Origin of the sequence: Mycobacterium sp. SMC-18 (assembly GCF_045310895.1) — a bacterium.
Classification (GTDB): Bacteria; Actinomycetota; Actinomycetes; order Mycobacteriales; family Mycobacteriaceae; genus Mycobacterium.
In genome coordinates this window covers 273,290-296,719 of the sequence record NZ_JBJIAL010000002.1, presented here as the reverse complement: position 1 = coordinate 296,719, position 23,430 = coordinate 273,290, and the positions used below count along the sequence as shown (strand labels likewise).

Annotated in this window: 21 protein-coding genes; 7 read left to right on the top strand and 14 right to left on the bottom strand. The window is 66.4% G+C overall.

Going from position 1 to position 23,430, the window contains the following annotated elements; genetic code table 11:
* Positions 1-3: 3 nt before the first annotated feature.
* The 8 genes from ACJH6J_RS03005 to fadD5 form a co-directional block, all read right to left on the bottom strand.
* Positions 4-1,191 carry a virulence factor Mce family protein gene (locus ACJH6J_RS03005; RefSeq protein WP_406803489.1) on the bottom strand — a complete coding sequence of 396 codons (1,188 nt, stop codon included), beginning with the start codon at positions 1,189-1,191 and terminating at the stop codon, positions 4-6.
* On the bottom strand, positions 1,191-2,810 hold the full coding sequence (locus ACJH6J_RS03000; protein WP_133425775.1) for a virulence factor Mce family protein: 1,620 nt from the start codon (positions 2,808-2,810) through the stop codon (positions 1,191-1,193). The genes ACJH6J_RS03005 and ACJH6J_RS03000 overlap by 1 nt, the downstream gene beginning before the upstream one ends.
* 10 nt (positions 2,811-2,820) lie before the next feature.
* Positions 2,821-4,386: an MCE family protein gene (locus ACJH6J_RS02995; RefSeq protein ID WP_205848798.1), complete on the bottom strand. Its 1,566-nt coding sequence runs from the start codon at positions 4,384-4,386 to the stop codon at positions 2,821-2,823.
* Complete coding sequence (locus ACJH6J_RS02990) at positions 4,383-5,414, bottom strand: virulence factor Mce family protein (protein WP_133425774.1); 1,032 nt, start codon at positions 5,412-5,414, stop codon at positions 4,383-4,385. Before ACJH6J_RS02990 ends, ACJH6J_RS02995 begins: the two co-directional genes overlap by 4 nt.
* Positions 5,411-6,691 carry an MCE family protein gene (locus tag ACJH6J_RS02985; RefSeq protein ID WP_133425773.1) on the bottom strand — a complete coding sequence of 427 codons (1,281 nt, stop codon included), beginning with the start codon at positions 6,689-6,691 and terminating at the stop codon, positions 5,411-5,413. The genes ACJH6J_RS02990 and ACJH6J_RS02985 overlap by 4 nt, the downstream gene beginning before the upstream one ends.
* 4 nt (positions 6,692-6,695) lie before the next feature.
* Positions 6,696-7,565 carry an ABC transporter permease gene (locus tag ACJH6J_RS02980; RefSeq protein WP_133425772.1) on the bottom strand — a complete coding sequence of 290 codons (870 nt, stop codon included), beginning with the start codon at positions 7,563-7,565 and terminating at the stop codon, positions 6,696-6,698.
* A gap of 4 nt (positions 7,566-7,569) precedes the next feature.
* On the bottom strand, positions 7,570-8,373 hold the full coding sequence (locus ACJH6J_RS02975; protein WP_020103356.1) for an ABC transporter permease: 804 nt from the start codon (positions 8,371-8,373) through the stop codon (positions 7,570-7,572).
* 262 nt (positions 8,374-8,635) lie between these two features.
* Positions 8,636-10,258, bottom strand: coding sequence for a fatty-acid--CoA ligase FadD5 (gene fadD5 / locus ACJH6J_RS02970; RefSeq protein WP_406803488.1), 1,623 nt, complete (start codon positions 10,256-10,258; stop codon positions 8,636-8,638).
* Between the two features lie 149 nt (positions 10,259-10,407).
* Between fadD5 and ACJH6J_RS02965 the strand changes: the two genes are divergently transcribed.
* Positions 10,408-11,094 (top strand): GntR family transcriptional regulator, encoded by a 687-nt coding sequence (locus tag ACJH6J_RS02965; RefSeq protein ID WP_406803487.1) that lies wholly within the window; start codon positions 10,408-10,410, stop codon positions 11,092-11,094.
* On the opposite strand, the gene ACJH6J_RS02960 is transcribed toward ACJH6J_RS02965, so the two are convergent.
* Both ACJH6J_RS02960 and ACJH6J_RS02955 read right to left on the bottom strand, forming a co-directional pair.
* Positions 11,091-11,534: an SRPBCC family protein gene (locus ACJH6J_RS02960; protein WP_061000498.1), complete on the bottom strand. Its 444-nt coding sequence runs from the start codon at positions 11,532-11,534 to the stop codon at positions 11,091-11,093. The two genes, ACJH6J_RS02965 and ACJH6J_RS02960, sit on opposite strands and share 4 nt — an antisense overlap.
* A gap of 188 nt (positions 11,535-11,722) precedes the next feature.
* Positions 11,723-12,154 (bottom strand): thioesterase family protein, encoded by a 432-nt coding sequence (locus ACJH6J_RS02955; protein WP_073694009.1) that lies wholly within the window; start codon positions 12,152-12,154, stop codon positions 11,723-11,725.
* A gap of 26 nt (positions 12,155-12,180) precedes the next feature.
* Here ACJH6J_RS02955 and ACJH6J_RS02950 point away from each other — a divergent pair, with 26 nt between their 5' ends.
* Positions 12,181-13,269: an alcohol dehydrogenase catalytic domain-containing protein gene (locus tag ACJH6J_RS02950; protein ID WP_406774763.1), complete on the top strand. Its 1,089-nt coding sequence runs from the start codon at positions 12,181-12,183 to the stop codon at positions 13,267-13,269.
* A gap of 1 nt (position 13,270) precedes the next feature.
* Here ACJH6J_RS02950 and ACJH6J_RS02945 read toward each other — a convergent pair whose 3' ends face one another.
* Positions 13,271-15,067: an acyl-CoA dehydrogenase gene (locus ACJH6J_RS02945; RefSeq protein WP_406774762.1), complete on the bottom strand. Its 1,797-nt coding sequence runs from the start codon at positions 15,065-15,067 to the stop codon at positions 13,271-13,273.
* A 36-nt stretch (positions 15,068-15,103) separates the two neighbouring features.
* Positions 15,104-15,796, bottom strand: coding sequence for a TetR/AcrR family transcriptional regulator (locus tag ACJH6J_RS02940; protein ID WP_244872714.1), 693 nt, complete (start codon positions 15,794-15,796; stop codon positions 15,104-15,106).
* 152 nt (positions 15,797-15,948) lie between these two features.
* Between ACJH6J_RS02940 and ACJH6J_RS02935 the strand changes: the two genes are divergently transcribed.
* From ACJH6J_RS02935 to pntB, 5 genes are all read left to right on the top strand, one after another.
* The gene (locus ACJH6J_RS02935; protein WP_177127396.1) at positions 15,949-16,062 is read left to right on the top strand and encodes a hypothetical protein; all 114 of its coding nucleotides are present in this window, start codon (positions 15,949-15,951) and stop codon (positions 16,060-16,062) included.
* Positions 16,063-16,233: 171 nt separating this feature from the next.
* Complete coding sequence (locus ACJH6J_RS02930) at positions 16,234-17,364, top strand: hypothetical protein (RefSeq protein ID WP_212807889.1); 1,131 nt, start codon at positions 16,234-16,236, stop codon at positions 17,362-17,364.
* Between the two features lie 140 nt (positions 17,365-17,504).
* Positions 17,505-17,852 (top strand): hypothetical protein, encoded by a 348-nt coding sequence (locus ACJH6J_RS02925; protein WP_061000463.1) that lies wholly within the window; start codon positions 17,505-17,507, stop codon positions 17,850-17,852.
* A gap of 284 nt (positions 17,853-18,136) precedes the next feature.
* Positions 18,137-19,660, top strand: a complete 1,524-nt coding sequence (locus ACJH6J_RS02920) for a Re/Si-specific NAD(P)(+) transhydrogenase subunit alpha (protein ID WP_406803486.1) — start codon at positions 18,137-18,139, stop codon at positions 19,658-19,660.
* Between the two features lie 35 nt (positions 19,661-19,695).
* Positions 19,696-21,126: a Re/Si-specific NAD(P)(+) transhydrogenase subunit beta gene (pntB, locus tag ACJH6J_RS02915; protein ID WP_406803485.1), complete on the top strand. Its 1,431-nt coding sequence runs from the start codon at positions 19,696-19,698 to the stop codon at positions 21,124-21,126.
* A 168-nt stretch (positions 21,127-21,294) separates the two neighbouring features.
* Here the strand turns inward: pntB and ACJH6J_RS02910 are convergent, their stop codons facing one another.
* On the bottom strand, positions 21,295-22,191 hold the full coding sequence (locus tag ACJH6J_RS02910) for an alpha/beta fold hydrolase (protein ID WP_212807886.1): 897 nt from the start codon (positions 22,189-22,191) through the stop codon (positions 21,295-21,297).
* A gap of 39 nt (positions 22,192-22,230) precedes the next feature.
* The gene (locus ACJH6J_RS02905; protein WP_406803484.1) at positions 22,231-23,424 is read right to left on the bottom strand and encodes a sensor histidine kinase; all 1,194 of its coding nucleotides are present in this window, start codon (positions 23,422-23,424) and stop codon (positions 22,231-22,233) included.
* Positions 23,425-23,430: the final 6 nt, after the last annotated feature.

Genomic DNA, 23,430 nt, shown 5'->3' with positions numbered 1-23,430 from the left:
CGGTCACTCGCCCCTTTCGATTCGCGGGCCGCCCGGTGCGTTGGCCGGGTTCGGGGTGAATCGGACGTCCGGGATCATCGTCGCCGGGTCACGGCCCCACGACTGTTCCAGAGCCCGAGCCATACCCGACAGACCGGTGCCGGTCAGGATGCCGTTGTCGATGGCACTCAGCGTCAGGTCGAGGTGCAGCGAGAGGTTCATGTAGTCGCCGCGGATCACCTTGGGGATGTTGTCGATCGGGAACGGCAGCGTGAACAGCAGCTTCATGGCCGGCACTAGGTTCGGTGACGTCTTGGCGATCTGCTTGAGCGCCCGCTGCAACGTCGCGAGATTGGTGTGCAGGTTCGCGTTGCTGTTCGACAGCGTGGTGTCCGCAGCCTTCGACAACCGGCCCAGCGCCAGCACGGCGTTCGAGAACAGGTCCTGGGTCTTGTTGAAGTGCTCGATCAGCGGCGGCGTCTCGGTCAGCACCCGATCAAGGGTGTCGTTGCGATCCGCGACGACCTTCAGCAACGTGTCACTGGAGCGAATGGCCCGCGTGATGTCCTCGCGCTGCTGATTGATCTCGTCGGTGAACGTGTCCAACCGGTGCAGGAACTCTTTGATCTGATCCGCGCGCCCGTTGAGGATGTTGTAGACCTCGGACTGGATCTTCTCGACGTTCGGCACACCGCCGCCGTTGAGGATTCCGGAGATACCGGCCAGCGTCCGCTCGATGGTCGGGTACGCCGACGAGTTCTTCAGCTCGATGGTGTCGCCGTTGCGCAGCGGCTGGGGCGACGGATCGGCAGGCGGGTCCAACTCGAGGTGCTGGGCACCCAGCAGGCTGGTCTGGCCGATCTTGGCCTGCACGTTGCGCGGCAGGTTGATGCCGGGGTTCAGATCCACCGTGAGGGTGGGCACCCAGTTCTTCAGCTCGATGGCACGCACCCGGCCGACGAACACGTCGGCCACCCGGACCCGGCTGTTGGCGTTGAGGCCCAACGTTTCCGGCATCTGGATGTAGATCGTCGAGTGGCCGTCCACCGTGCCCGGACCACCGGGCAGCGGCACGTTGGCGATACCGCGCCAGCCGCAGGAGCTGAGGATCAGCGCCGCTGCCGACAACACGCCGGCCCGGCGGGCGTTACGCGCCCACCTGCTGCGGCGCGACGATGCCGAGGGTGACTTCGGCCCCATGGACCCGGTCATCATTGGCCTCCAACTTCGGCAGGAAGTGCGGGTCCGGCCGGCGCGGGCGCCGGAGCCGGTCCTGGGGCGGGCCCAGGTGCCATGGCACTCATCGGGCTCGGGTCGTTACCCGGTCGCGGCGGCGAGACCGGTCCCGGCTGCGGGTACCACGGCGGGGGCAGCGGGCTGCTCTCGTTGTAGGCGTTCGGCGGACCCGCCATGTTGACGCCACCGGTCGGCGGGATGATGTCCGGGCCGCCCATGAGCTCGTCCAGCGACTCCGGCGTCAGCAGGTCCTGCGTCGACTGTCCGACCTTGAGTCCCTGCATGCCCGGCGCCGTGATCCAGCCCGGCTCGTGCTGGCCGTGCGACCACGGGGTGTCGGGCGAGAACACACCCGGCACGGTCGTGTCCTTGTACCCGCCCGGGGGCTGCAGGCGCGGCTCCGAGTAGGTGACCAGCTTCGGCAGCGTCATGGCGGTGGTCGCCATGTTGATGCCGAACGGCAGGTAGTTGAACTTGATCGCGTCCATGACCGGCGCCAGGTACTGCGCGCACAGCTCGGCGGAGTCCTGGTAGCCCAACCGGCTACCGGCCTGGATCGAGCTGCAGATGAATTGCAGCGGGTTCGAGAAGTTGGTCACGCCCGGCAGCACACCGGAGGCGATCAGACCGCCGGTGGCCGGCGAGTAGATGTTCTCGAGGTTGGCCAGGAAGTTCGGGTACGCGTGCAACGCCCGCTCCAGGCCGTCGCGCGGCTCCGGCTGCAGGATGGCCGACGTCGCCTCCGAGACATCGTTGATGTCGTGGGCCAGCACGCTGCCGTTCTTGTCCAGGAAGCTCCGGGTCGTCGTCATGACCTGGTTGAGGTCCTTGAGCGCCGACGCCAGCTCCTGGTCGGTGTTGGTGAACTTGTTCGTGAACGAGGCCAGGTCGTTGTTCAGCGAGACGAACTGCTGGTCACTCTTGTGCAGCGCGTCGACGAACACCGCCAGGCTCTTGATCACCTGGAAGAAGTCACCGCGACCCGTGTTCAGGGTGTTCACCGCATCCGACAGACCCTTGAGGGTCTTGTTGAACTGGGCGCCCTTGCCCTCGAAGCCGTCCGCGAACGACTCGATGATGTCGCCGAACGGGCCCTTCGGCTGCTCCTTGGTCGGACCCAGCTCGGCGAGGATGCGCGTCAACTGGTTGCGCAGCTCGTCGTACTCGATCGGGATCTGGGTGCGTTCCTTCGGGATCACGGCACCCTCGGCCATCGTCGGCCCGCCGGTGTACGGCGGCGACAGCTGGATCACACGGGACGCGACGAGGCTCGGGTTCAGCACCGACGCCGATGCGTTCTGCGGCACCTTGAAGTGATTCGAGTAGTGCATGACGACCTTCATCTGGTCGCCGTGCGCCTCGATGGTGTCGATGGCACCGACCTCGACGCCCATGATCAGGACCTTGTCGCCCGGATACAGCGCGAGGACCTCGGGGAAGTACGCCGTGATCGTCGTGGTGGTGATCTTGCGGTACAACTGCAGACCGAAGAAACCGAGGAGCACGATCGCCACGAGCGCGATCGCACCACCGATGACCGTCCCCTTGGACAGGTTCGGCTTCTTGATGTTCCGGATGTTGAAAACAGTCGACATCGTGGCGGCCCTATCCTTGCGACCCTGGCGGGAGGAACGGCGGGTTACCCGGCAACGGCGCGGTACCGGCCGGACCGGCGCTGGGACCCGGTCCCGGCGGCGCCGGCGGCGCGATCAGCGGCCCGGGGATCGGAGCGAATCCAGGCGCGATGTCGCTGTCACCGGGCTGCGGCGTCAGCGGAACCGTCCGGGCACCGACGGGCGCCGGCGGCAACGGCACCGGCGTACCGGGCACGTTCTCAGCCGGCTGTCCCGGGAAGGCGGCCGACGGCACACCAGGTCCGGTGGGAACACCGGCGGGGTTCGGCGCCGACGGGATGACGTCCGGCGGACCGTAGGCCGGGCCACCGAACGGACCGACGCTGAGGTGCGAGCACGGCAGCGGATCGGCCGGCGACGGATCGGCACCCGCTCCCGGGGTGTACGAGCACGGCGAGCCGGGGGGCACCGCCGGGCCGGGGTGCTCCGGTGTGCCTTCGAGCTTCGGCGGGGCCGGCGGCGGCGCACCGTTGGCGAAGCGCTTGCCGTTGGGATCCGGCCACTGGGCCTCCGGCAGACCGGCGCTGCGCCAGAAGTCTTCGGGGTTCAGGCCACGCTTCTTGAACGCGGCATCCACGAACGGCTGCATCAGCTGCGGCGGCAGGATGTTCTCGACCATGACCTTGAAGTACGGGCCAGAGGCAATGACCTCCGACAGGGAGGCCACGAACTTGCCGGCGGACACCAGGGTGTCGGCCAGGTCCTGCTTACGGGCGACCAGGATGTCGCCGATGGTCCGGAGCTGTTCCAGGACGTGGTTGATGTTCGGGTTCTCGTCGATGGTCGCCTTCAGCTGGTGCGACACCCGCGAGACGCGCTCCAGCAGCAGGCTGATGGCCTCGCCGCGCTGGTTCAGCGAGTGCAGCAGTGCCTGGGCATTGACCAGCAGCGCGTTCACCTGACCACTGCGGTCGCCGAGGATCGTGGCGATCTTGTTGGCATTGCCGAGCAGCGAGCGGACCTGTTCGTCGCGCTTGCCGATGGTCTCGGACAGCTTCTGCACGCCCTCCAGCGCGGCGGTCAGGTGCGGCGACGTCTGATCGACCGTCTCGGACAGGACGTTCAGCGACTCCTTGACGACCTTGGTGTCCCAGCCCTGCGAGGCCCGGGTGACGTCGAAGATGGCGTCGTAGATCTGGTAGGGCGTCGAGGTCTGGCCCAGCGGCAACGTGCCGCGCGGCGGCAGTTTGTGGGCGCCCTTGGCCTCGATCTCGATGGCTTTGCGGCCCAGGATGGTCTCGGTCTTGATCAGCGCGCGGCTGTCCGTACCGATGGTGTTGGTACCGATGTCGAAGCCGATGATCACCTTGTCGCGATCGATGTCCATGCTCTTGACCGTGCCGACGTTGACGCCGTCGATGCGGACGTAGTCGCCGACCATCAGGCCACCGGAATCGCTGAACTGGCCGTAGTACGTCGGCGCAGCAAACAGCATCGGCACCTGGGTGACTGACGCACCCACGGCCGTGACGAGCACGACGGCCGCCAGACCCATCATGCCTCTGCGGACCCGATCGGACCCTTCTATGGACCTCACTTCGGCGTGCACCTTCCCGACGGCTGGTTGGTGAGCTTGACTGTGCGCACGGGGCCACCCGGCTGCAGACCGTTCATCTTCAACTCGATGTCGCAGACGTAGAAGTTGAAGAAGTCGCCGTAGACACCACCGGAACGACCCAGGATTTTCAGTGCCTGGGGCACCTTCTGCAACGTGTCGTTGAGCTGTTCCTTCTGGTCGACCAGCGACTGCTGCGTGGTCTCGAGGTAGCCGAGCGTGCTGTGCAGCAGCTCGCGGTTGTCGCCCAGCAGGTCGGCGAGCGAGCCGGCCGCGTTGCTGATGTTCGCCACCGAGTCCGCGATCGGATCGGAGCGCTGCTTCAGCCCGGTGACCAGGGACTCGAAGTTCTTGATGGTGTCGTCGAACTGCTTCTGGTGCTTGACCGTGGTGTCGAGCACCGTGTTGAGGTTCTTGATCACCTCACCGATGGCCTGGTCCTGCTCGCCGATGGTCGAGGAGAACGACGCCGTCTGATCGAGGATGTTGTTGATGGTGCCGCCCTCGCCCTGGAAGATCGTGACGAGCGACGAGGCGATGGTGTTGACCTTCTGCGGATCCAGCGACCGGAACAGCGGCCGGAAGCCGCCCACCAGGGCATCCAGGTCCAGGGCCGGCTCGGTACGGTCGACCGGGATGGTGCCGCCCGGGGGCAGCACCTGGTTGCTGTCGCCGCGGCGCAGGTCCAGGAACCGGTTGCCGATCAGATCGAGGTAACGGATGTGGGCCGTGGTCCCCTGGTAGAGCGACAGGGACTTGTCGACGGTGAAATGCACCCGCGACCTGCTGCCACCGTCGATCAGTTCGACGTCGGTGACCTTGCCGACCTCGACGCCGTTGGCGCGCACGAACTGGTCGGCCTTCAGACCGCTGCTGTTGGTGAAGATCGCCGAGAACTCGTTGGTCCGGCTGAACCGGAACTGACCGAAGACGATGAAGATGCCTGCCGTGAAGGCCAGCAGGACCGCGGAGAAGATGGCGAGTTTGATCGCCGTGCCCTTGATGCTCATGGGTTGATCGTGTTCTCCCCGTCTTGACGACCCCAGACGTACTCCGATGCGAACGGCGATCCGAGACCGAAGTGGTTGTACGGCGCGATCGATGCGCCGGTGTCCATCACCATGTAGGGCATCGGGAGGATGTCCTTGGTGACCGTCCAGCAGCCCGGGCGTCCCATCGGACCGCCGGAGGCGTTGATCCGTGGGAGGTTGTCCGGGTACACGTACTGGTTGGCCGCACCGACGAGCTCGGTGTGGGTCACCAGCGAGTAGCCGTTGCCACCGAGGCCCTTGGCCGCGGCCGGCGCACCGGCGGCGAATCCGCGGAACAGGCAGTCGAGCTCAGGGGCGTACTTGTCGAGCACCCGGGAGGTCGGCAGCAGGTCCTCGGCGCCGCGGACCAGGTAGGGGCCACCGCGCTCGAGGATGTCACCACCGGTGTTGCCGAGGCCGACGGCCGACATGAGGGCCTGGTCGATGGTGCCGCGCTGGTCGTTCAGCGTGCGCTCGGTGGTCACCGCGTTCTTCAGGCCGTCCCACAGATCCGGGGAGGCCTTCGAGTACACCTCGGACAGGTCGGCGAGGGCCTTGGTGTCGTGCCGGATGGTCGGCATCCGCTGGTTCAGGTCGGCCAGGATGAAGTTGCCGTTGACCAGCGACTGCCCGAACTTGTCACCGAGACCGTCCAGCGCCTGCGCGGCGGCGGTCAGGGTGGCGTTCAGCTTGATCGGGTCGACCTGCTCGGAGATCGCCGTGATCGTCTCGAACAGGGTGTTGAGCTCGGTGGTGACGCAGGCCGTGGCCGGTGTCGGGGGCGAGCACTTGGAGACGTCGATGGTGTCGCCGCTCTTGAGCCGCGCGTGTTCGGGATCGGTCGGCGAGGTGAACGAGACGTACTTGCTGCCGAAGACCGTGGTGGCCAGCAGCTTGGTGTTGACGTTCTTGGGCAGCAGTTCGAGGTACTTCGGGTCGACATCGAGCTGCAGGCGGGCCTTCGTGTCGTCTTCCTTGCCGACGACGTTGATCTCCTTCACGCGGCCGATGGGGACCCCGTTGTAGGTGACCTTCGAGCCCGGGTCCATCGACAGCCCGGACCGGGGCGACACCACATACAGCTTGGCCTTGGTGTCGAAGTAACCGCGGAACTGGAACCAGACCACCACCAGGACGAGGGCGGAGACCACCGCAAGGATGACGCCGACGACCTTGTACGGCGGCGTGCGGTCGGTGTTGAGCGGCGCGTGGACCTGCCCCTCGGCGACGGGCGGCTTCGGCTGTGGGTTCGTCATCGCGTCACACCGTCAGGTTGAAGTTCGGGTCGGTGCCGTACAGCGCCAACGAGAAGAGCAGGACGACAACGACATTGGAGATCAGCGACGTACGCATCGAGCGGCCCACGGCCTCGCCCACGCCGACCGCACCGCCGCTGGCGTAGTAACCGAAGTACGCGTGGTTGAGCAGCACCACCATCGACATGATGATGACCTCGAGGAACGACCACATCACGTCGTCGACCCGCAGGAACGTGTGGAAGTAGTGCTCGTACGTACCGACCGACTGGCCGTAGAAGAGCGTGGTGACCAGCTGCGCCGACAGGAACGACAGCAGGATGGCCAGCGCGTACAGCGGGATGATGACGACCATGCCGGCGATCAGGCGGGTCGACACCAGGAAGGACAGGGACTTGACGCCCATGACCTCGAGGGCGTCGACCTCTTCACTGATGCGCATGGCGCCCAGCTCGGCGGTGGCGCCGGCGCCGACGGTCGCGGCCAGCGCCGTACCGGTGACGACCGGTGCGACGACGCGGATGTTGGCGAGTGCGGCGAAGAAGCCGGTGAACGCCGCGACACCGATGTTGCCCAGTGAGGCGAAACCCTGAATGGCGATCAGTGAGCCCGCCGCCAGGGTGACGAAGCCGATGATGGCGACGGTGCCGCCGATGACGGCCATGGCGCCGGTGCCCATGCCGACCTCGGCGATCAGCCGTAAGACCTCTTTGCGGTAGAAGCGCAGCGCGTGCGGAATGTGCCCGACGGCCGTCACGACGAAGACGCCGACGTGGCCGAGGCTGGCGAGCAGGCGGCCCGGGGCGCCGCCGAATTCCCTGACGCGGGAGAAGAGCCGCGGGAATCGGCCCTGCAGAACTGTCGATGTGCTCATGTCGCTACCCGGCCTGCGTTCCGAACTTGATACCGATGGTGGTGAGCACGACGTTGACCGCGAACAGGGCGATGACGCAGAGCACCAGTGTTTCGTTCACCGCGGTACCCACACCCTTCGAGCCGCCCGCCACGGTGAGCCCGCGGTAGCAGCCGACCAGGCCGGCGATCAGGCCGAAGACGGTGGCCTTGAGCACCGAGATCACGACCTCGGGGAAGCCCGTCAGCAGCGTCAGCGTCGACACGTAGGCGCCGGCGTTGACGTTCTGGATGTACACACCGAAGAAGTAGCCACCGACCAGACCGATGATGATCACCGCGCCGTTGAGCATGAAGGCCACGAACGTGGAGGCAACCACGCGGGGCACGACCAGGCGCTCGATCGGATCGATGCCGAGCACCTCCATGGCGTCGATCTCTTCGCGGACGGTCCGGGCGCCGAGGTCGGCGCAGATGGCCGTCGAACCGGCACCGGCCACCACGAGCACCGTCACCAGCGGTCCCAGCTGGGTGACGGCACCGAGGGCGGCGCCTGCGCCGGACACGTCGGCCGCACCGAATTCACCGAGCAGGATGTTCAGTGTGAAGATGATCAGCACCGTCAGAGGAATGGAGACGGCCAGGGTGGGCAGGAACGCCACCCGGATCAGGAACCAGCACTGAAGGATGAACTCCTTCCACTGGAACGGCCGCGAGACCAGCGCCTTGAAGGTGAGGATGCACATCTTGACGAAGCCACCCACCTTGGTGAATGGCTTGTCGAGCTGGTCCTTGAGATACCCGACCAGGGAGTTGTCAGAGGCTGTCACCGATCAGCCTTCCCTTCCGGAAAGCGGCCGTTCCGCGGCGTCACGCGTGGCACGTCCCCTCCTTAGCCACTAGCACAAACTGAGTGATTTCTGTCTCGCTACTCCCGAGTAGTAAGACGGACCACAGGACTGTACCCGATACACCGCGTACCCCGTGACCCAACTGAGGGATAATTGCGTTCAGTTTCAGCAAACGCGACATGGGCCCATCCGCCCTCCACTCAGGTGGTCGAATTTCTCAGCGCGACGTCACTTGCCGCGCTCACGACACACTTGTATCACCGAACCGCGCGCGGAGTTCCGTTTTAAGAACCTTGCCAGAAGGATTTCGCGGTAATGCGTCGACAATTTCCAGCGCTTTCGGGTGCTTGTAGCGCGCCAGTCGTTCGGTCAGGAAATCGTCGAGATCCGCCAGGGTCAGGGCACTTTCGCGTTCGGCGTCCACATTGGCCGTCACAGCAACGACGGCGACCGGGACCTCGCCCCACTTTTCATGCGGACGTCCGATCACCGCAACTTCGGTAATCGACGGGTGCGCGGCCAGAATGTTCTCTACTTCTGCGCAGTAAATATTTTCGCCGCCGGAAATAATCATGTCTTTTTTACGATCGACGACCCAGATGTAACCCTCTTCGTCTTGGCGAACCAAGTCACCGGAATGGAACCAACCGCCGGCGAAAGCCTCGGCTGTCGCCTTCGGGTTGTTCCAGTACCCCGCCATGAGGGTGGGCGCACGGTAGACGATCTCCCCGACCTCGCCCACCGGGACGTCATTCATGTTGTCGTCGACGACCCGGGCGGCCACGGTCGGGATGACCCGGCCCACCGACCCGAGCTTCCGCAGCGCGTCCTGGCTCAGCAGCATGCACGTCACCGGCGACATCTCGGTCTGGCCGAACGCAGCAAAGATCTGGGTTCCCGGGAACGTCGACGCCATCTCCCTCAAAAGAGTGTCCGATGCGGGCGCCGCACCCCAGGAAAGGACGCGCAGTTTCACGTCGCGCGGCTTGGCCTGCTGCGCCGCGCACACCGCCTGCCACTGCGCCGGGACCAGGAAGATCGACGAGACTCCCTCGGCCTCCAGCACGTCGAGCAGCGCGCCGGGATCGAACGCGCCGAGAGGGTAGATGACGGTCGGCAGACCCAGGAGCAGGCCGCCGATCATGTTGCCGATGCCGGCGATGTGGAAGAAGGGGACGCCGATGAAGCCGACGTCGTTGTTGATGTCCGGCGCGATCGTGAACAGGTTGGTCATGGCCTGGCCCATGATGTTGACGTGCGTGAGCACGGCGCCCTTCGGATAGCCCGTGGTGCCCGAGGTGTACATGATCAGCGCCGGAGAGTCCTCGGGGATGTCGACAGGTGCGGGCGGCGCACCGTCCTCGGCGAGGACGTCCTCGTAGCCCAGCACGGTCCCCTCGGTGGCGCCGCCGGCGACGATCACCGTCGCCAGCGACGGTTCCAGCTCCCGCACCGCGGTGGCGACGGGAGCCAGCACCTGCTCGGTGATCACGGCTCTCGGGTCGCAGTCCCGCACCAGGTAGGCGATTTCGGGCGGGGTCATCCGGAAGTTGACCGGGACGGCGATGGCCCCGAGGAGGTTGGCGGCCAGGAACGACTCGACGTATTCGGTGCGGTTCAGCATCAGGATCAGCACACGATCGCCGAAGCCGACCCCTCGACGGCTCAGCGCTCCCGCGAGCTGGGTGACGCGTCGCTGCAGTTCACCCCAGGTGACCGTGTGGCCGACGAAACGCAGCGCGGTCCCGTCGGGTTGCATGAGGGCGTGCCGGGCCAGGTGGGTGGTCCAGTTCTGCCGGCGGGCCAGATACGGCTGCTCGAGTGCTGCGGATGACACGGTCTGCTCCTGTGTCTCGATCGGCATCGTGGCGGAGTTGAAGTGATCGCGACAAACGATGCTGATATTTGATCAAATATAGTGTTGCCGCCGTCACAATAGGACGCCCGCACCATCCGGACAACCGCCGGGTGCCCGCTGCTCCGCCCTCGGAAGCCCTCAGAAGAAGGAATGCCGTGAACGCCTCGGCTCAATCGCTGCCCGGCCTGCGCCGGCGGGAACAGCTGTCCGACGAGGTGGCGGGCCATCTCCGGGCGGCGATCATGTCGGGCACCCTGCGGCCCGGCACGTTCGTGCGGCTCGACGAAACCGCCGCCGCGCTCGGCGTGAGCATCACGCCGGTCCGCGAGGCGCTGCGCACCCTTCGGGGCGAAGGCATGGTCCAGCTCGAACCCAACCGCGGGCACGTGGTGTCGGCCTTCACCCGCGACGACATCGACGACATCTTCTGGCTGCAAGCCACCATCGCCACCGAGATCGCCGCGACCGCGGCCCGGCGCATCACCGAACCCGTCATCGCCGAACTCGACCGACTCACCGACCAACTGGCGGACGCCGTCGCAACGGGCGACGCCGACGCCATCGCTCTGGCGGAGTTCCTGTTCCACAAGGAGTTCAACCGTGCTGCGGGCCGGACCAAGCTGGCCTGGTTCCTGCTCAACGCGGCGCGGTATCTACCGGTCCGGATCTACGCCACCGACCCACTCTGGGGCGAAGAGGCCGTGGCCAATCACCGCGAACTGATCGCGGCCTTGCGGGACAAGAACATCGACGAAGTCGTGCGACAGACCCGCCGGCAGTTCGACGATGCCGCACAGCGCCTGACGGGGCGCCTCGACGAGCTCGGGTTGTGGCCTGCTTAGTTGGCGGCGAGCTGCTCGGCGCGGGTTTTCAGGTTGCCGGCCAGGTGATCCAGCGCGTCGTTCACGACCTTCTTGACCATCATTGCCGGGATACCCGGCATGTCGACCTCGACGTCCATGTCAACTGTCAGCAGGGCGCTCGCCCCGAGGTCGACCACGGAGAACAGCTGCTCCTGCTTGGAGAACAGGTTGCCCTGCTGCATGACCGTCTGAATCTGGCCGTCGCCCGGGTAGTAGACGGCCTGGATGTAGGAACCGTCCATGCCCTGGATCTTGGTGTCCAGGCGGAGCTGGCTGGGCCGTCCGTCGTCGTAGCGGTGCAGGATCCAGCAGCCGGTGACCTCTTCGTTCCACTGCGGGTAGGCCTCGAAATCGGCCACGATCCCCAGGATCTGCGCAGCGGGTGCGGCCACCTCGACGGTCTTGCTCACGATCGGCATGGGCCGAAGCATATCGAGGCCGATATTGCGTTGGTCCCGCACGTGTCTCCGTTGACCCTGTACTGACGGCGCCCGGCTCTCGACATTTCCCGCCCTGGATACAGGCTCAACCTGTACGGCGCCTGCCCGGCCCTTGACCCTGCGCGTAGGGCGCATTTGTGCGAGTGACCGATGCCGCCACCGCGGAGTCAGCTGACGACGGCGGTCTCCAGCAGTTCCCGGATCGGAGCCGGGATCGGGACGGGACGACGAGCATCGCGGTCGACGTAGACGTGCACCCAGGAACCGACCGCCGCAGGGTTATGGTCCCCGTCCGCCCACAACCCGGTGCGGTAGGTGACGCTGCTGTTGCCCAACCGGGTCACCGCCAGCCCGACGACCAGTTGCGACGGGAACTTCAGCTCGGCGAAGTACCGGCAGCCGGATTCGGCCACCACCCCGAGCCACGGCGCGGCCACCGGGTCGACGTCGCACGTGGTGTTGATCCACGCGTTGATCGCCGTATCGAACAGCTCGTAGTAGACCGCGTTGTTGAGGTGGCCGAACATGTCGTTGTCGGTCCAGCGGGTCTGCACGGGCCAGTGCACCGGAAACTCTGCGGTGGTCAGTGCCTGCTCCATGCCGGCCAGTCTGTCAGGCTGGTGCCATGTTGATTCGCGGTGCCGTACTCGAAGAGATCGGGCGCGCCCGCCCCTACGCCGAATCGAAGCCGCTCACCATCAGCGAGCTGGACCTGGAGGCCCCGGGCGACGGCGAGCTGCTGGTGCGTATCGAAGCGGCCGGGCTGTGTCATTCCGATCTTTCTGTGGTCGACGGCAACCGGGTCCGCCCGGTGCCGATGCTGCTCGGTCACGAAGCGGCCGGAATCGTCGAACAGGTCGGCGGCACTTCGGATTTGGCGGTGGGGCAGCGCGTCGTCATGACGTTCCTGCCACGCTGCGGCCAGTGCCGGTCCTGCGCGACGGACGGCCTGGCACCCTGCATTCCCGGCAGCGCCGCCAACGGCGCGGGCACGTTGCTCGGCGGCGACACGCGGTTATCCCGAAGCGGTACAACGGTTCTCCATCACCTGGGGGTGTCGGCCTTTGCGACGCACGCGGTGGTGGACCGCCGTTCGGTGGTGCCCGTCGACGCCGATGTGCCACCCGTCGTCGCCTCGCTTCTCGGCTGCGCGGTGCTGACCGGCGGCGGCGCGGTGCTCAACGCCGGACAACCGAAGCCCGGCCAGACGGTGGCCATCGTCGGCATGGGCGGCGTCGGCATGGCCGCGATGCTCACGGCGCTGGCGCACGACGACGTGCGGGTGGTCGCCGTGGACCGGCTGCCAGACAAGCTCGAGCAGGCCCGCGCGCTCGGTGCGCACGACGCCGTCACCGATCCGGGAGACCTCAAGGCCGATGTGGTGATCGAGGCGGCCGGCCACCCCGCGGCCCTCGAGACCGCCATCGGCATGACGGCCCCCGGCGGCAAGACCATCACAGTCGGGCTACCGCACCCCGACGCGCGAATCTCGGTGTCGCCCTTGGCATTGGTCGCCGACGGCCGGTCACTGATCGGCAGCTATCTCGGGTCGGCCGTGCCGGCCCGGGACATCCCGCGTTTCGTCGAGCTGTGGCGGTCGGGTCGGCTGCCGGTCGAGAAGCTGGTGTCAGACACCATCTCGCTGGACGACATCAACACCGGCATGGACGCCCTCGCCGACGGCCGCGCGGTGCGGCAGATCGTGCAGTTCTGAGCTAGAACCAGGAGTCCCGCATCTCGAGCGTCGTGCGGTCCAGCGACTCGAGCAGGTCCAATTGCGGTGCGGTCTTGGGCAATTCGAACCGGAAGAAATACCGGGTCGCCTGCCGCTTGCCGTCGTAGAAGTCGCCGTCCTTGCCCGCGGCGGCCACGAACTGTTCGAGCCACAGCCACGCCACCACGATGTGCCCGAGCGCTTCCAGATAGACGTGGCTGTTGGCCATCACCGCGGGAATGTCGCCCGAGCCGAACATGCCGCCAGTGACGGCGACCAGTCGCTGCCAGGACGCGTCCAGGGCGCCCGCGAGTTCGGCACCCTCACCACCCAGTTCGCCCGCCGCGCGCACCGTCTCCGCGATGACCTGTCCCAGCGCCGCCAGGCTCGCCCCGCCCCGCTGAGTCACCTTGCGGCCCAACAGGTCCAGGCTCTGGATACCGTTGGTGCCCTCGTGGATCGGGTTCAGCCGGTTGTCGCGGTAGTGCTGTTCGACGTCGTACTCGCGCGTGTAGCCGTACCCGCCGTGCACCTGGATCGCCAGGTTGTTGGCTTCCAGACACCACTGCGAAGGCCAGCTCTTGGCGATCGGGGTCAGGATGTCGATCAGCAGGCCGGCCGCATCGGCTTCGTCGTCCGACTCCGCGCTGTGCTGCACGTCCACCAACCGCGCACAGTACAGACCGAGGGCCATGCCGCCTTCGGCATAGGCTTTCTGCGCCAACAGCATTCGTCGCACATCGGGATGCTCGACGATCGGCACCTGCGGAGTCGTCGGGTCCTTGACGTCCAGGGGACGGCCCTGCGGCCGCTCCCGGGCGTACTGCACGGACTTCAGGTAGCCGGTGTAGCCGAGCGCCACGGCACCCATGCCGACGGCCATCCGCGCCTCGTTCATCATCTGGAACATGTAGACGATGCCGCGGTGCGGCTCGCCGACCAGATAGCCGACCGCGCCGTTCTCGCCGCCCGGATTGAACTGCGTGTCACCGAAATTCAGCACCGTGTTGGTGACGCCGCGCTGCCCCATCTTGTGGTTCAGGCCCGCGATGGCGACGTCGTTGCGCTCGCCGATCGACCCGTCGGGGTTCACCAGGTACTTGGGCACGATGAACAGCGAGATCCCCTTCGTGCCGGGAGGTCCGCCGGGCAGCTTGGCCAGCACCAGGTTGACGATGTTGTCGGTGATCTCGTGTTCGGCGCCCGAGATCCACATCTTCGACCCGAACAGCCGGTAGGTGCCGTCGTCGCGCGGTTCGGCGCGGGTGGCCACGTCGGCGAGCGACGATCCGGCCTGCGTCTCCGAGAGCGCCATGGTGCCCGAAAAGCGGCCTGCCAGCATGGGTTTGACGTAGGTCTCGATCTGCTCGGGCGTACCGAACTTGGTGAGCAGATTGGCGTTGGCGATGGTCAGCATCAGGTAACCCGACGTCGACACGTTGGCCGCGGCGATCCACGCGAACGCCGCCTGCGCGACGACGGCGGGCAACTGCGCGCCACCCACCGATTCGTCCATCGACATGCCGATCAGATCGGCGCCGACGAACGCATCCCAGGCCTCTTTGACCTCCGGCACCATCGTGACGGTCTGCCCATCGAAGGTCGGCTCGTTGGCGTCGCTCTTCTTGTTGTGCGGCGCGAAATAGCGTTCGGCCAGTTGCTCGCTGAGGTCCAGTACCCCGTCGAAGGTCTCGCGCGAGTGATCGGCGAACCGCTTGCGGCTGGTGAGTTCGTCGACCTTCAGCCACTCGTACAGCAGGAAGTCGAGGTCCCGGCGGGACAGCAGAAGAGATTTCATCGGACCTCGGTCACCTCTCGATCGCGCTGGTCTGTGTCAGGCGCCGCCGCCGAGAGGGTCCTCGGTGCGGATCGTTTCGTCGCGGATCAGGCCGCGCAGCAGTGCCGTGCTGAATTCGACGGCGATCTCGGAGGCCGTGCGCCGGCCGTGCGGCCGCAGCCACCGGTAGGCGCCCAGTGTCATCCCGATGTAGCCCAGCGCGAGGACATGTGAGTCGCAGTCGTTGAACTCGCCGCTGGCGATGCCGCGATCGATGACGTCGCGGACGTGCTCATAGACGGTCGTCTCCGCCTTGCGGATGTAGGCGACCTGCTCCTCGGTGAACCATTCGGTGATGTACGGCCCCTCCTGGAAGTACACCGCCGCGGATTCGAGGTCGGTGGCGATGCCGGTCAGCAGCCGCCGGGTGAAGTTGAAGATGGTCTCGCGCGCTGAAGCGGTCGGGTCGTCGTGCAGGGCATCGACGGTGAAGTCGGCGGTCGACTTGTAGATGTCCCAGAGGATCAGCGACTTGCTGGCGTAGTAGTGGTACACGGTCGCCTTGTTGAGGCCGACCGCGTCTGCGACGTCATCCATGCGGGTCCCGTGATAGCCGCGGGCCGCGAACAACTTCGCGGCCACCGCCAGCAACTCCTCACGGCGCGACGAGCCGTTCGACCCGTTCGACGCAGCCGAAGCCCCCGCGGGCGATCCCGTGGCAGAACCCTTTGTCGACGACTCTGTGGACATGTCAGCTCACTCTATGCAGCCGGGCGTGCGGCCCGGGACCCAATCAACTGGTTGGCCAGTCTATGCCGTGGGATCTCGGCGGCCGATCTGCCACTCGCATCCGGGCCTCAGCAGCTAAGCTCGCGAGTAACAAGCTTGTCGGTTGGAGGTACCTGATGGATCCGAGCCCGGACTACGACGCGAGCGACGAGGTCGAGTACTTCTTCAACTGGGTCCCGTGGGGCCTGCGCGGCGTATACCCGCCCCCGGCGTACCCCCCGGTGTAACCAACCACCCGAGCATCTCACCTCACCGACCGGTGTGTTGGCGCCTTGCGTCCCACCGGTCGGAATTGTGTGTGCGCACGAACAACTAGCGCAGGTCGAGCCCTTCGACGGGAGTTACGGTAGGTCAACGGGGGCTGTATCCGCGGAGTTGACGGGGTTGGGGGATGTCCTGTGGGCCTATCGATAGCCGACATCGATAAGTGGAACCCGGACTCGCTCGATGCGGTCGGCACAGCGAGCAAAACTCGGGCAGACGCAGCGTCTCAGGCCAGCTCGCGATTGGGCAATCTGTCGGCGTTCGAGAGTTGGCAAGGCTCAAGCGCCAGCGCTGCGCGGCAGCGGACCAACGTGGAAGCGGACGGCCTGGACCAGCACAGCCGCGACGCGGCGGCAGTCGCATCGGCCGCCAAAACCGCCGCCAACGAAGTTCGGCAGACAAAGAACCAGCTCAACGATTTGAGGTCGACGCTGGGGCAGTACGGAATCACTGTCGACGCAAAGAGCAGTCGGGCGGTGCCGCCGGCGAATCTGTCTTCGCTGCCCGCGGCCACCCGCAAGCTGGTGCAGGATTTGACGCACACCGCCCAGCAGTCACTCGACAAGATTCGGCAATCAGCCGACCACGCCGACGCCCTCCTCGCCGAAGCGCTGCAGAAGCAAGCAGGACCCCGCTCCAAGGAGCCGACCGACAAGACCGACGATTCGCCCGGCAACAAGCCGGACCTGCTAATGGATGACAAGGGGTGGCAGTATCCGTGGGATCCGCCACCGCCGGCCGACTCCGCTCCCGGCGGCGGGCGCTGGGACATCGACCCGCAGCCCTACCCGAGCGGGCCGGGCGGCGGACCGCCGGTTGGACCGTTTACCCCGCCCAAGCCGTGGCACCGCGACATCAAACCCCCGATCGAAGGCGGACCCACCGGCTACCAGGACGTCGTCGGCAAAACACCGAACGGATGGGGCGTCGACCCGTCATGGCGGATGCAAGAGAATTACAAATTCCGATTGACGGGCGAAACGTTCAATGGCGCCCCCGACCACACTCGATGGGTGCAGCGCGACGGAAAATGGTATCAAGCAAAATGGGTCGACTATAACTTCGAGGCCGAGCACGTGCGTCGCGGCGTAAGCTCAACCGGGTTTTTCACTCCAAATTTCGGTTTGGGTGAATGGCATCCGATCGATATCAAAGATATCTACCGTGCGCAGGCCGATAACCCACGACTCACGATGTACGTACCCACACCGAGCGGCGGACAGGTAGTGCTCAATCCCAAGCGCCCAGGAGTGTCAGCCCCATGAGAACCCTTTTACGCACGCCCGTGCGCCGCCGAGCGGCACTACTCGTCGCTATCGCGGTAGTTGGATCGGTAATCGCTGCGGCACTGTGGATTTCACAGCGCCGCGACGCTGGCACTCCGTCAGCATCCGATTGCGGCGTCGTGGCCGATGTGGCGCAGGACTGGCGGGCCGTAGGCGAAGCCAGCAATGCCGCGGCCATGCAGCCGGGCGCTGCCGAGGACCCCGAACGTTGGGCTGCTCTTGCACATAAAAGCCGCCAGGCCGCAAATTCGGTATCCGCGCCCGACCTGAAATCCGATTTGGCTTCATGGGCCACCGGATTCGACGAATTCGCCAATATCGCGCGCGATACCGGGAAAGGCCCCGAGGACGTCCGGTTTCAGCGGTTCGTCGATAATTCCAAAAAAGTAGCCGAGGCCACGGACAAATTGCAGGCCGCCTGCCCCAAGATCGCTACGCCCCGAGCATCGAGTTCTTCGGCGGGTTGACGCGTCTCACCTGACCGTCCAGCCCTGATCGGAGATCGGCCGCATCGGAACTGAGTGGACGTTTGCCGTCCAGGAGATCCCACCGGTCGGAATCTGCGTACCCAAATCCGGGCTGATGACGTAGACATATCCAGGCAACGCCCCGGCACCGGACTTTTGGTCGCATTATGAGCGACTGCTAATTTATAAGCGATTGCTAACTGGTATAGGGGGGCAAGAGCACCGTCCCTACGTGGATGGGGGAGACTCTTGCAAGCAAACCAACACAGATCGGATCGGATTCGATGATCATCGGGATTCCCCGCGAGTCTCTGGCTGGTGAGACACGGGTTGCCGCCACTCCTGCAACTGTCGGGCAGCTGATCAAGCTCGGCTATTCGGTAGTGGTTGAGTCCGGCGCGGGTGCCGCGTCCAGTTTCTCCGACGCCGCCTATGTAGAGGCCGGCGCCGACATCGGCTCCCCCTGGGCCGCCGACATCGTGCTCAAGGTCAACGCCCCTGACGACGCCGAGATCGCGTCCCTCAAGGACGGCGCCACCCTGGTCTCGCTGATCTCCCCGGCCCTCAAGCCGGAACTGCTCGAGAAGCTCGCCACCCGCCCGATCACGGTGCTGGCCATGGACGCGGTGCCGCGTATCTCGCGCGCCCAATCCCTGGACGTGCTGTCGTCGATGGCCAACATCGCCGGCTATCGCGCCGTCGTCGAGGCCGCCCACGCCTTCGGCCGGTTCTTCACCGGCCAGGTCACCGCCGCCGGCAAGGTCCCGCCGGCCAAGGTTCTCGTCGTCGGTGCCGGTGTCGCCGGTCTGGCCGCCATCGGCGCCGCCGGCTCGCTCGGTGCCGTCGTCAAGGCCACCGACCCCCGCCCCGAGGTCGCCGATCAGGTCGCCTCCCTCGGCGGCGAGTACGTGTCCGTCGACCCCAACGCGGGTGAAGTGTCGGCCACGGGCTACGCCAAGGAAATGGGCGACGACTACAAGGCCCGCGAAGCCGAGCTCTACGCCGAGCTGGCCAAAGACGTCGACATCATCATCACCACCGCGCTGATCCCGGGCCGCCCGGCACCGCGCATCATCACCGCCGACATGGTCGCCTCCATGAAGCCCGGTTCGGTGATCGTCGACATGGCCGCGGCCAACGGCGGCAACGTCGAGGGCACCGTCAAGGACCAGGCCATCGTCACCGACAACGGCGTGACGATCATCGGCTACACCGACCTGGCCGGCCGCCTGCCCGCACAAGCCTCCCAGCTGTACGGCACCAACCTGGTCAACCTGCTCAAGCTGCTCACCCCGGAGAAGGACGGCCAGGTCGTCCTGGACTTCGACGACGTGGTACAGCGCGGCGTGACCGTCGTCCGCGACGGCGAGATCACCTGGCCCCCGCCGCCGGTGCAGGTCTCCGCCGCCCCCGCCGCCCAGCCTGCCGCCGCGCCCGCGGTGTCTCAGGCCAAGGAGCCGATGTCGACGCAGCGTCGCCTCGGCATCACGTTCGCCGCCGCCGCGGTGCTGTTCTTGCTGATCGCCGCTTCCCCGGCCGCCCTGCAGGTCCACCTGACGGTGTTCGCGCTGGCGATCGTGATCGGCTACTACGTGATCGGGCACGTACACCACGCCCTGCACACCCCGCTGATGTCGGTGACCAACGCGATCTCCGGAATCATCGTGGTCGGCGCGCTGCTGCAGATCGGGCATCACAACACCCCGATCACCGCCCTGGCGGCCGTGGCGATTCTGCTCGCCAGCATCAACGTCTTCGGTGGCTTCGCGGTGACCCGCCGCATGCTGGCCATGTTCTCCCGCAGCTAGAGCCTGCTGACCTAAAGAACCTTTGGAACGGATTCATGTTCAACGCAGAAACCATCACCAACGTGGCGAACGCGGCCTACGTCGTCGCCGCCCTGTTGTTCATCCTCGCTCTGGCCGGCCTGTCCAAGCACGAGACCTCCAAAGCCGGTAACGCCTTCGGCATGGCCGGCATGGGCGTCGCCCTGGTCGCCACCATCGTCCTGGCCATCAACAAGCAGATCGAGCCCCTGGGCCTGGCGCTGCTGATCGGCGCCATGGCCATCGGTGCCGCCATCGGCCTGTGGCGCGCCCGCATCGTCGAGATGACCGGCATGCCCGAACTGATCGCGCTGCTGCACAGCTTCGTGGGTCTGGCCGCCGTGCTGGTCGGCTGGAGCGGCTACCTGCACGCCGAGTTCGACCCGAACAGCCAGGGCGCCCTCGAGCTCGCCAAGGAAGGCATGCTCGGCATCCACTCCGCCGAGGTCTTCATCGGCGTGTTCATCGGCGCGGTGACCTTCACCGGTTCGATCGTGGCCAACCTGAAGCTGTCGGCCAAGATCAAGTCCGCGCCCCTGATGCTGCCCGGCAAGAACTTCCTCAACGTCGGCTCGCTGGTGGTGTTCATCGCGCTGACCGTGTGGTTCTGCATCTCCCCGAACCTGTGGCTGCTGGTCGGCGTCACCGTCCTGGCGCTGCTGCTGGGCTGGCACCTGGTCGCCTCCATCGGCGGTGGCGACATGCCCGTGGTCGTGTCGATGCTCAACAGCTACTCCGGTTGGGCCGCGGCCGCCTCGGGCTTCCTGCTGTCCAACGACCTGCTGATCATCACCGGCGCGCTCGTCGGCTCCTCCGGTGCCTACCTGTCCTACATCATGTGCAAGGCCATGAACCGGTCCTTCATCTCCGTCATCGCCGGCGGCTTCGGTATCGAGGCCGGCCCCGCCGAGGACAAGGACTACGGCGAGCACCGCGAGATCACCGCCGAAGGCGCCGCCGAGATGCTCGCCTCCGCCAGCTCGGTCATCATCACGCCCGGCTACGGCATGGCCGTCGCCCAGGCCCAGTACGGCGTCGCCGACCTGACCCGCAAGCTGCGCGACAAGGGCGTCAACGTCCGCTTCGGCATCCACCCCGTCGCCGGCCGCCTGCCCGGCCACATGAACGTGCTGCTCGCCGAGGCCAAGGTGCCCTACGACATCGTCCTCGAGATGGACGAGATCAACGACGACTTCGACGACACCGACGTCGTGCTCGTCATCGGCGCCAACGACACCGTCAACCCCGCCGCCTCCGAAGACCCGGGCAGCCCGATCGCCGGCATGCCGGTGCTCACGGTGTGGAACGCCAACAACGTCATCGTGTTCAAGCGCTCCATGGCCTCCGGCTACGCCGGCGTGCAGAACCCGCTGTTCTTCCGCGACAACAGCCAGATGCTGTTCGGCGACGCCCGCGACCGCGTCAACGACATCCTCGCCGCGCTGTAGCGCTACACACGAAAATGCCTCCAATCCCGATGGATTGGAGGCTTTTTCGTGTCGGTGCCGGACACAATGTGCGGCTGTGAGCGCCGTGATGCAAAATAGCGACACGGCGAAGCTCACAGCGTCACATTGTGTTCGCGCCTTGCGCCGGCGCGGGCCGCCGGGCACTCGTCAGCGGACGAAATCGCCTATCGCCGCGAGGAACTGGTCCGGCTTCTCGACCATCGGGCTGTGGCCGGAACCCGCAATGAGGTGCGGCGGCAGGCCCGCGGCGGTGTAGCGCGCGACGTTCGACGCCGTCGGCGTCAGGACGTCCTTGTCGCCCCACAGCACCAGCACCGGCTTGCCCAGCTCCTTCAACGTCTCCACCACGGGCCGGCCGGGGTCTTTCGAGTCGCACACCCCCGCGTAGTTGAGCTGTTTCAGGGACCGGAATGCCAGCGCCGGAACGGGGTAGTCGGCGGCAAACCCGGTCTGCAGCGAGCTTTCGCTGATCGCATCGACGCCGCGGAAGCGGTCCAGCGCGGGCCCGATGACGGGCCAGCACAGCATCCTGCCGAGCAACGGCATCTCGACCAGATCTTCGCCGGCGGGAGTATCGGAAACCGCAACGCGCTCAACCATTTCCGGGTACTTGGTGGCGAATGCGGCAGCCACCTCGCCGCCCATCGAATGCCCCACCAGTTCGGCGTGCCGGACACCCAGCGCCTCGAGCGCGCGATGGACGGCCGCGGCCTGACCGTCGGCGTGATACGGCGCGGCATCGGTCGGCGCCTCGGAGCCACCATGCCCGACGAGGTCGACGGCGATCACCCGCTGATGGGCCGCCAGGGCCGGGGCGACCTTCTCCCACCATTCGATGGACGCCGAATATCCGTGCAGCAGAACGATTGCCCGGTCACCGGGCGGCCCGTACTCGCGGACGTTCAGGTCTGGGCCGTCGAGTGTGAGCACGTGGCCCCCGGCGAATGGTTCCGCAGCGCGACCGGTGTGGTCCGCCACCACGGCGTTGACGACCAAGGCCACCACCGCTGCGGCCAGCAGACCGACCAGGATGCGCAGTTTCATGGCGTGACGCTACCGCCGCGGGCCCCTCCCAGCGACGAATTATCTAGTGCCACCCAGCTCGCGCTCGGGGGGCGACGTCACTGTCACCCGAGTTCCGCCGCCGACCGCGGAGTCGACGAGCATCGAGCCGCCCATCGCGTCGAGCCGCGCCAGCAGCGAGCCCAGCCCGATGTGCCCGTCGGCCACGTACCGTGACACCACACCGGGGTCGAACCCGACGCCGTCGTCAGCGACGGTCAGGACGACGCGATCGCCTATGCGGCCCAACCGCACCGACACCGTCGTGGCCTGTGCATGCTTGCCGATGTTGGTCAGCAGCTCGCGGGCCGCCCGGTACAGCAGCTGCTGCGAATCCGGCATACCTACCTCCTCGAGGTCGGCCCGCACCTCGATCCGGCCGCGAGATTCGAACTGCCGCACCAGTTCCCGCACCGCCGGCGTCAACCCGAGCTGGGCGAGCACCTGCGGATGCAACTCGGTGACCGTCGACCGCAATGCCGTCGCCGTGTCTTCCAGCGCGGCGTAGACCGCGTCGAGTTCCGGCCCGGGGGTCCGCTCCCGGACCTCATCGAGCTGCAGCCGGGCCGCCAGCAGCGTCTGCAACGGGCCGTCGTGCAGCCCTTCGGCGACCTCCCGGTTGTGCCGCTCGTCGGACTGCATGGCCTCGGAAACCAATTGGCGACGCACCTCTTGTAGGGCCTGCACGCGCTCCTGTCGACGCACCAACACGAAGCACAACACAGTGGTGGCCACCGCCAGCCACACGAGAAAGCCGAAGTGCGTGTAGACCATGTTCGGCAGGCCCATGCGGTCGTCGTGTTTGGAGTAGAAGATCCAGACCGCCAGATAGCCCGTGGCAGTGAGGGTGCCGATCGCCGCGGTCATCAGCGGACGGTCCTGGAACGCCACCGAGATCGGCAACAGGAAGAAGACGGGCAGCAGGGCCGCGGTCGCGCCGCCGGACACCAGGCACAGCGCCAGGATCACCACCAGGTCGATGCCGGTCGATGCCCAGTCTGCCCAGCGCGGCACGGGTCCGCGTAGCACCGCCACCAGCCAGATCACCGCGGCGACGGCATACAGGCCCAGGATCACGGCGTACAGCTCGGGCAGCCAGTGGTCGACTTCCCAGATCCACACCAGGACACCGATCAGCGCGATCAGCGGGAGCCGTAGCCCGGCCGAAATCCGCACTGGTTCGGCAGCCAGGTACTCCCCGATCCGGCTGAGCATCGGCCT